General features: G+C 74.4%; 7 protein-coding genes and 1 pseudogene. 4 read left to right on the forward strand and 4 right to left on the reverse strand.

Going from position 1 to position 7,009, the window contains the following annotated elements:
- The 4 genes and pseudogenes from ABZ873_RS33620 to ABZ873_RS33635 form a co-directional block, all read left to right on the forward strand.
- Positions 1 to 212, forward strand: a pseudogene (locus tag ABZ873_RS33620) (sulfate ABC transporter substrate-binding protein); the annotation flags it as partial.
- Positions 213 to 245: 33 nt separating this feature from the next.
- Positions 246 to 1,040, forward strand: coding sequence for an ABC transporter ATP-binding protein (locus tag ABZ873_RS33625; protein ID WP_360880490.1), 795 nt, complete (start codon positions 246 to 248; stop codon positions 1,038 to 1,040).
- Positions 1,027 to 1,911, forward strand: coding sequence for an ABC transporter permease (locus tag ABZ873_RS33630; RefSeq protein WP_360880493.1), 885 nt, complete (start codon positions 1,027 to 1,029; stop codon positions 1,909 to 1,911). The genes ABZ873_RS33625 and ABZ873_RS33630 overlap by 14 nt, the downstream gene beginning before the upstream one ends.
- 5 nt (positions 1,912 to 1,916) lie before the next feature.
- Positions 1,917 to 2,672 (forward strand): CbiX/SirB N-terminal domain-containing protein, encoded by a 756-nt coding sequence (locus tag ABZ873_RS33635; RefSeq protein ID WP_360880496.1) that lies wholly within the window; start codon positions 1,917 to 1,919, stop codon positions 2,670 to 2,672.
- Positions 2,673 to 2,700: 28 nt separating this feature from the next.
- Here ABZ873_RS33635 and ABZ873_RS33640 read toward each other — a convergent pair whose 3' ends face one another.
- Genes ABZ873_RS33640 through ABZ873_RS33655 form a run of 4 tightly spaced genes read right to left on the reverse strand, consistent with a single transcriptional unit; the run spans position 2,701 to position 6,723 of the window.
- Complete coding sequence (locus ABZ873_RS33640) at positions 2,701 to 3,702, reverse strand: 2-dehydropantoate 2-reductase N-terminal domain-containing protein (protein ID WP_360880499.1); 1,002 nt, start codon at positions 3,700 to 3,702, stop codon at positions 2,701 to 2,703.
- A 56-nt stretch (positions 3,703 to 3,758) separates the two neighbouring features.
- A complete protein-coding gene (locus ABZ873_RS33645) occupies positions 3,759 to 4,358 on the reverse strand; it encodes a DUF1697 domain-containing protein (RefSeq protein WP_360880502.1) in 600 nt (199 codons plus the stop codon).
- A 20-nt stretch (positions 4,359 to 4,378) separates the two neighbouring features.
- Positions 4,379 to 5,593 (reverse strand): macrolide-inactivating glycosyltransferase, encoded by a 1,215-nt coding sequence (gene mgt, locus ABZ873_RS33650; protein WP_360880505.1) that lies wholly within the window; start codon positions 5,591 to 5,593, stop codon positions 4,379 to 4,381.
- Between the two features lie 35 nt (positions 5,594 to 5,628).
- Positions 5,629 to 6,723 carry an FUSC family protein gene (locus ABZ873_RS33655; protein WP_360880508.1) on the reverse strand — a complete coding sequence of 365 codons (1,095 nt, stop codon included), beginning with the start codon at positions 6,721 to 6,723 and terminating at the stop codon, positions 5,629 to 5,631.
- Between the last annotated feature and the right edge of the window lie 286 nt (positions 6,724 to 7,009).

A 7,009-nucleotide genomic window follows, 5' to 3' on the forward strand; every position in this document is an offset into this window, starting at 1 on the left:
ACGCCAAGATCCTCGACCCCGCCTGGCAGAGCATCCTCGTCACCGACGACCCCCTCGCCGCCACCCTCAAGGCCCAGGCCGACTACGCCGTCAAGGCCAAGCTCATCGAACAGCCCGAACTCACCGGCATCTACGACCTCACCCTCCTCAACAAGGTCCTCAAGGAAGCCGGCAAGCCCGAAGTCCCCGACGCCGGCCTCGCCACCAAGTAACCCCAAGTCCAGCAATCCCAGGAGGTGACGACCATGGCCACCACATTTGCCAAGGCTGCCGAGGGCTCCGTGGCGGAGCACGCGCACGCCGCACGGATCGAGCACGTCTCGAAGTCCTTCTCCGGCCCGGCCGGATCGCAGCTCGTCCTGGACGACATCAGCCTCGATGTCGCTCCCGGGGAGTTCGTCACCATCCTGGGGGCCTCGGGGTGTGGCAAGTCCACCCTGCTGAACCTGGTGGCGGGCCTGGACAAGCCGTCCGCGGGCGCCATCGAGACCCCCGGCGGCCGCCCGGCGCTGATGTTCCAGGAGCACGCCCTCTTCCCGTGGCTGACCGCGGGCAAGAACATCGAGCTCGCCCTGCGGCTGCGCGGCGTGGCGAAGGCCGACCGCAGGCCGGAGGCCGAACGGCTGCTGGAGCTGGTCCGCCTCGGCGGCGCCTACGGCAAGCGGGTGCACGAGCTGTCCGGCGGTATGCGCCAGCGCGTGGCCCTGGCCCGCGCGCTCGCCCAGGACAGCCAGCTGCTGCTGATGGACGAGCCGTTCGCGGCGCTCGACGCCATCACCCGGGACGTGCTGCACGGCGAGCTGACCCGGATCTGGGAGGAGACGAACCTGTCCGTGCTGTTCGTCACCCACAACGTGCGCGAGGCCGTCCGCCTGGCCCAGCGCGTGGTCCTGCTCTCCTCCCGCCCCGGCCGGGTGGCGAAGGAATGGACCGTGGACATCCCGCAGCCGCGCCGCATCGAGGACGCGGACGTCGCCGAGCTGTCCCTTGAGATCACTGAACACCTGCGTGGGGAGATCCGCCGCCATGGCCAGCACTGACACGAAGGCGAAGTCCGAGGACCTGGCCGGTCTGGAGGCGGGGCTCGACGCCCTCGACGCGGTGGAGATCCGCCGTACGCCGGTCCGCGAGGTCCTGGTCAAGAAGGTGCTGCCGCCGTTCCTGGCCATCGGCCTGGTCCTGGCCGTCTGGCAGATCCTGGTCTCGGCGAAGGTCACCGAGGAGACCAAGCTGCCCGCGCCGTCCGCGGTGTGGGACAGCCTGGCCGCGATGTGGCTCCAGGGCACCCTGCTGGAGGTCGTCTGGACCAGCGTCTCCCGCGGTCTGCTCGGCTTCCTCCTGGCCCTGGCCATCGGCACCCCGCTGGGTCTGCTCGTCGCGCGCGTGAAGTTCGTACGCGCCGCGATCGGCCCGATCCTCCAGGGTCTGCAGTCGCTGCCGTCGGTGGCGTGGGTGCCGCCGGCCGTGCTGTGGTTCGGCCTGAACGACGCCATGATGTTCACGGTCATCCTGCTGGGCGCCGTACCGTCCATCGCGAACGGACTCGTCTCCGGCATCGACCAGGTCCCCCCGCTGTTCCTGCGGGCGGGCCGCACCCTGGGCGCCACCGGCCTGCGCGGTGCCCGGCACATCGTGATGCCGGCCGCGCTGCCCGGCTACCTGGCGGGGCTCAAGCAGGGCTGGGCCTTCTCCTGGCGCTCGCTGATGGCCGCCGAGATCATCGCCTCCTCGCCGGATCTGGGCCTGGGCCTGGGCCAGTTGCTGGAGAACGGCCGCAACAACATCGACCTGCCGGGCGTGTTCCTCGCGATCATCCTGATCCTCGTCGTCGGCATCGCCATCGACCTGCTGATCTTCAGCCCGCTGGAGCGCTACGTCCTGCGCACCCGCGGCCTGCTGGTGAAGAGCTGACCGGCATGTCCCCGACCCTGCTCGTCATCGCCCACGGCAGTCGCGACCCGCGGCACGCGGCGACCGTGCACGCCCTGACCCGGCGGGCGCGGGCGCTGCGGCCCGGCCTGCGCGTGGAGACGGCCTACCTGGACTTCAACGCCCCGCGGGTGGAGCAGGTGCTGTCCGCCCTGTACGCGGAGGGCGTGCGCGAGGTGGTGGCCCTGCCGCTGCTGCTGACCCGGGCCTTCCACGCGAAGGCCGATGTCCCGGCGGTGCTGTCGGAGGCGCTGCCGCGGCTGCCGGGCCTCTCGGTGTCGGTGGCGGACGTGCTCGGCCCGTCCCCGCTGCTCCTCGCGGCCCTCGAACGCCGGCTCGCCGAAGCCGGCATCACCCCGGCGGACCGCGCCACCACCGCGGTGGTGCTCGCGTCCGCCGGTTCCACGGACCCGGAGGCGATCGCAGTGATCGCTGAAATCGCGCGGGAGTGGCGGCACACCGGCTGGTGCGCCGTGCGGCCTGCGTTCGCCTCCGCCTCGCTGCCCCGTACGGAGGACGCCGTACGGGCCCTGCGCGCCGAGGGCTTCGCCCGGGTGGCGGTGGCCCCGTACGTCATCGCCCCCGGCCGGCTCCCCGACCGCATCGTGGCGGGCGCCGAAGCCGCGGGCGCGGACGTGGTGGCCGATGTCCTGGGCGCGGCCCCGGAACTGGCCGCGCTGCTGCTGCGCCGCTACGACGCGGCGGCCGCCTCCCCCGCCCGCCTCCGGGCCCTGACGGCCTGAGGACGCGCGGAGTGCGCGGCGGGAGCGCTCAGGCGCGGGCCGCCGCCTCGTCGGCCAGGGCCGTCAGGTCCGCGATGGACATGGCGCCCGGCGGCAGCCCTTCCCGGGCGAAGATGTTCGCGGCGTGCCGGAGCACGTCGTTGACCGGCGTCGGCACCCCGTGCAGCCGCCCCAGCAGGGAGATCTCCCCGTTGAGGTAGTCCGCCTCCACCGAACCGGTGCCGCGCGCCAGGCTCTGCCAGGAGGAGCCGCCCCGTACCCCGGCCGGCTGCTCGACCTTGCCGTCGCGGGCGAGCGCCTGCTCGGCGTCCGAGGCGTAGGGGATGCCCGCGGCAACGAAGGCGGCCTTCGCCTCGCGGACGGCCCGCAGCAGCAGGGCCGCCTTCGCCGGATCCGGCTCGGGCCCGGTCGTGGCCTGGAGGGCGTTGCCGAGGTTGCCCAGCAGCTTGGCGTACTTCCACCGCATGACGTCCTCCACCACCGGCGCCTCGAAGCCGGCCCGGCCGAGGTCCGCCGCGACGGCGCGGGCGAGCGCGTCCGCCCCGCCCGCGGCGCGGCCGAGGTGCAGGATGCCGGTCAGCGGGGCGCACAGCGCGGAGACCACGCCCGGCTCCAGGAAGGTGGAGGGCAGCCAGACGCACACCCCGTACACGCGCGCGAAGCGCCGTAGGGCGAGGCGTTCGCTCTCGACGCCGTTCTGCGCGCACAGCACGGGCAGCCGCTGGGCGGCCGTGCCGCCGCCCGCGACCTCGGCGTCACCCCAGGCGTCGAGCGCGGCGACGGCGTCCTGGGTCTTCACGGCGAGCACCAGCACGTCGTCGGGGCGCAGGGCGCCCGCCTCCTCCGGTCCGGTGACCACGGGCAGCCGGTGGGTCCGGGGCCCGTCGGCCGTGGTGAGCCGCAGCCCCTCGGCCCGCAGGGCCTCCGCGTGTGCGCCGCGCGCGACGAGCACGACCTCGCCGCCCGCCTCCGCGAGCCGTCCGCCGATGGTGGCGCCCACGGCGCCCGCGCCGATGATGATGTACCGCATGCCGCAGAGCCTGGCACATCCCGGGCCGCCCGTGGCCCCGGGGGGCGGGATGGGTGCTACTGGTGCGTGGGTGCGGTCAGTTCGACGAGCTTCGTGACCGTGTTCCAGTTGCGGGTGGTCATGTCGATGCCCTTGACGACGGCGGGCCTCGCCAGCGCCTCGGCCAGTTTGGAGCGGCCGAGGCCGTCAGGGGTGTGGAGGTAGAGGACGCGGTCCCCGACGCGGTACTCCTCGGGCAGGAAGGCCGCCGGGTCGAGGGCGGCGAAGCGCTCCGGCTCGGGCTGCCGGGAGCAGAAGGTGGCGTGGAGCTGCTTGCCCTCCAGCTCGGCTGCGGGGAAGGGGCAGGCGTCGGCGACGGCCCGGAGGTAGGCGTGGCCGGCCACCAGGCAGGGGACCCGGAAGCCGAAGTGGGCCTCGACGGCCGTCTCCAGCTCCCGGGCGAGGGCCGCCGGGTCCGCGGCCGCCTCGCTGGTGAAGACGGCGTTCCCGCTCTGGAGGTACGTACGGACCTCGCGGTGCCCGAGCCCTTCCAGTACGGCGCGCAGTTCGGCCATCGGGACCTTCCGGCTGCCTCCGACGTTGATCCCGCGCAGCAGGGCGGCGTACGCGGCCGTCTTCGGTTCCGTCACATGCGGTGTGGTCGCCTTCTTCGTCATGCCGGCACCTTAGGCCCCGGCTACGACAGCAGCTCGGCCTCGATGAGGTCCGCGGCCTGCCGGGTGCCGCCCTCGGCCGCCATCCGGGTACGTATCTCCCGCGCGCGGGAGGCCACCTCCGGGTCGGCGGTGAGGGCGAGCACGGCCTCGCGGAGGGTGGCCGCGTCGGCCTCGGCCATGGGCACGTGCCGGGCGACGCCCAGCGAGACCAGCATGTCGGCGTTGCCGAACTGGTCGACGGCCTGCGGTACGGCGACCATCGGCGTGCCGGTGGCCAGCCCTTCCTGGCTGCCGCCGGCGCCGGCGTGGGTGATGAAGGCGTCGGCCTGGCGCAGGATGTCCAGCTGCGGGACCCAGCGGTGGACCTCGACATGGGCGGGGACGGCGCCGAGCTCGGCCTCGTCGGTGTGGGCGCCGATCTGGAGGACGAGGTGCCAGTCGGGCAGCTCCGCGAAGGCGTCCACGCAGGCGCGGTAGAAGGCGGGCTGCTTGGTGAAGGTGGAGCCGAGGGAGACGAGGACGACCTTCTTGCCCTCGGCGTGCGCGGGCCTGGTCCAGCCGCCCTGGTCGGCGCCGCGGTCCCCCTGGCAGGCGCCGACGAAGGTGTGGACGGCCCCGTCCACGCGGTCGGCGTGCGGCTGGAGGGCCCGGGGGATCAGGACGAGGCTGCGGCGCGGCCTGCCCTGGAAGCGGTCGACGTCACCGCTGAGGCCGTTCCCGGTAAGCCAGGCGGCGAATCTCGCGTAGTACGCCCGGCCGCGCTCGGACGCCTTGAGCGGGGCGAACATCGGCTCGGCCACCTCCTGCTCGTACCCCTCCCAGGCGACGAGGTTCGGGGAGAGCGAGACGGCGGGGACGCCCCAGCGGTGGGCGAGGACGGGGGCCGGGTAGGAGGTGATGTCGTGGAGGACGAGGTCCGGTTCGTCTCCCTCGAAGGCGGCGGCGAGCTGCGGGAGCGCCTGGACGGCGTCGTCGAGGAAGGGCTCCAGGTTGTCGATGAGTTCGGTCCCCCATGCCTCCGGGTCCTCGTCGGTGGGGAGAGTGGAGGTGTAGACGACGGGGGTGGCGCCGGTCGCGGCGACCTTGTCGGCGAAGGCGGCGGGGATGGCGTAGCTGACGCGGTGGCCGCGGGCCACGAGCTCGCGGATCACTTCGATGCTCGGGTTCACGTGGCCGTGGGCGGCGATGGAGAACATGGCGATGTGCGCGGGCTGCGCGGGCGCGGCTGAGGTCATGCCACGACCATAACGAGACGAGACGTCTCGTGCAACTATGTTCGTGGCGCCGGATCCGGTGCGGCGGCCCGGCAGGGCGCGAGCACCCGCTCCACGTCCACGGCGAGCGATTCGAGCCAGGCGAGGGCCCCGAAGTACCGCGAGGGGGCCGCGCTCTCGGCGGTGTCGGGGTAGACCTCGCCCGCGGCCGCGTCCTCGCCGTCGGGGGCGGACGGCCCGGAGTCGGCGGACGGCCCGGAGCCGGCGGACGGCCCGGAGTCGGCGGACGGCCCGGAGCGGGCGGGATCCCCGGAGCCGGCGGGGGGCGGCGGGATCTGGGCGGCGGCGCGCTCGGACGCGGCGAACATGTCCGCGGCCAGCGCGGCCGTCCGGCCGCCCAGGCGGTCCCGGTGGACCGGGTCCAGGACCGGGCCCGAGCGGGCCAGCAGCCGGCGCGAGCCCCACAGCACGTGGTGGCCCGTCATCATGGCCGCCTGCCAGTCCGGCGCGCCCGCCACCGGCGCCCGCGGCTCGCTCTGGCGCTGGGCGTACGCGCTCTCCGCGAGGGAGAGCGCGCGCTGCAGCTCCCGGTCGTCCGGGGTGGCCCCCGGCTCACCCGCGACCACCGCAGCGGTGGTCCGCTCCACCGTCTCGGCCTCGCGCCGCAGCAGCAGGGCCACCGCCCGGTGCAGCTCCGCCTGCGCCCCGCGCGGCCAGGCCAGCAGCCCGAAGACCACGCCGATCATGCTGCCGATGATCACGTCCATGATCCGGACCTCGGCCAGCCGCCAGGTGACGGGCGCCAGCTGCGCGAAGACGAAGGACACCACCAGGGTGAACATCCCCTGGGCCCAGCCCACGCCCCGCACCGGCCCCACCCGGAACGCGACCACCATGACCAGCGGCAGCACCACGGCGTAGACGGTGGTGCGCCCACCCACCAGCGCCAGGACCCCCGCCGCCAGCAGGGCCCCGAGCAGGGTGCCCGCGAGCGCCAGCCGGACCGTCGCCTTCGTCTGCGCGGCCGTGGTCCGGGTCAGGCTGAGGACGGCCAGCATGGCCCAGAAGCCGTGCGGCAGGGACTCCACCCCGGCGAGGGTGCGCGCGGCGCCGAGCGCGAGGGCGATCCGGACGGCGTTCTGGAAGTACACCGAGCGGGGCCCGACATGGGCGGCCAGCCGGTGCCACCACAGCTGCGGCGCGCTGCGGTCGGCGTACCAGAAGCGGATGGCGTCGACCCCGCCGGGAATCCGCGCACGCCGCCCCCGTACGGCGAGTTCCGAGGCCGCGTTGAAGGCGACGGCGGCGTCCGCGACCTCCAGCAGCGCGGCCCGGCGGCGGCCCCGCGCGGCCGTGAGGCCCTGCTCCTCGTGCGCGGCGCGTCACGGTCCTTGAGGACACCGGACTGGTCGACTTCGACGCGCTCTCCGACACTGT

Source organism: Streptomyces sp. NPDC047014 (genome assembly GCF_040644195.1).
GTDB lineage: Bacteria > Actinomycetota > Actinomycetes > Streptomycetales > Streptomycetaceae > Streptomyces.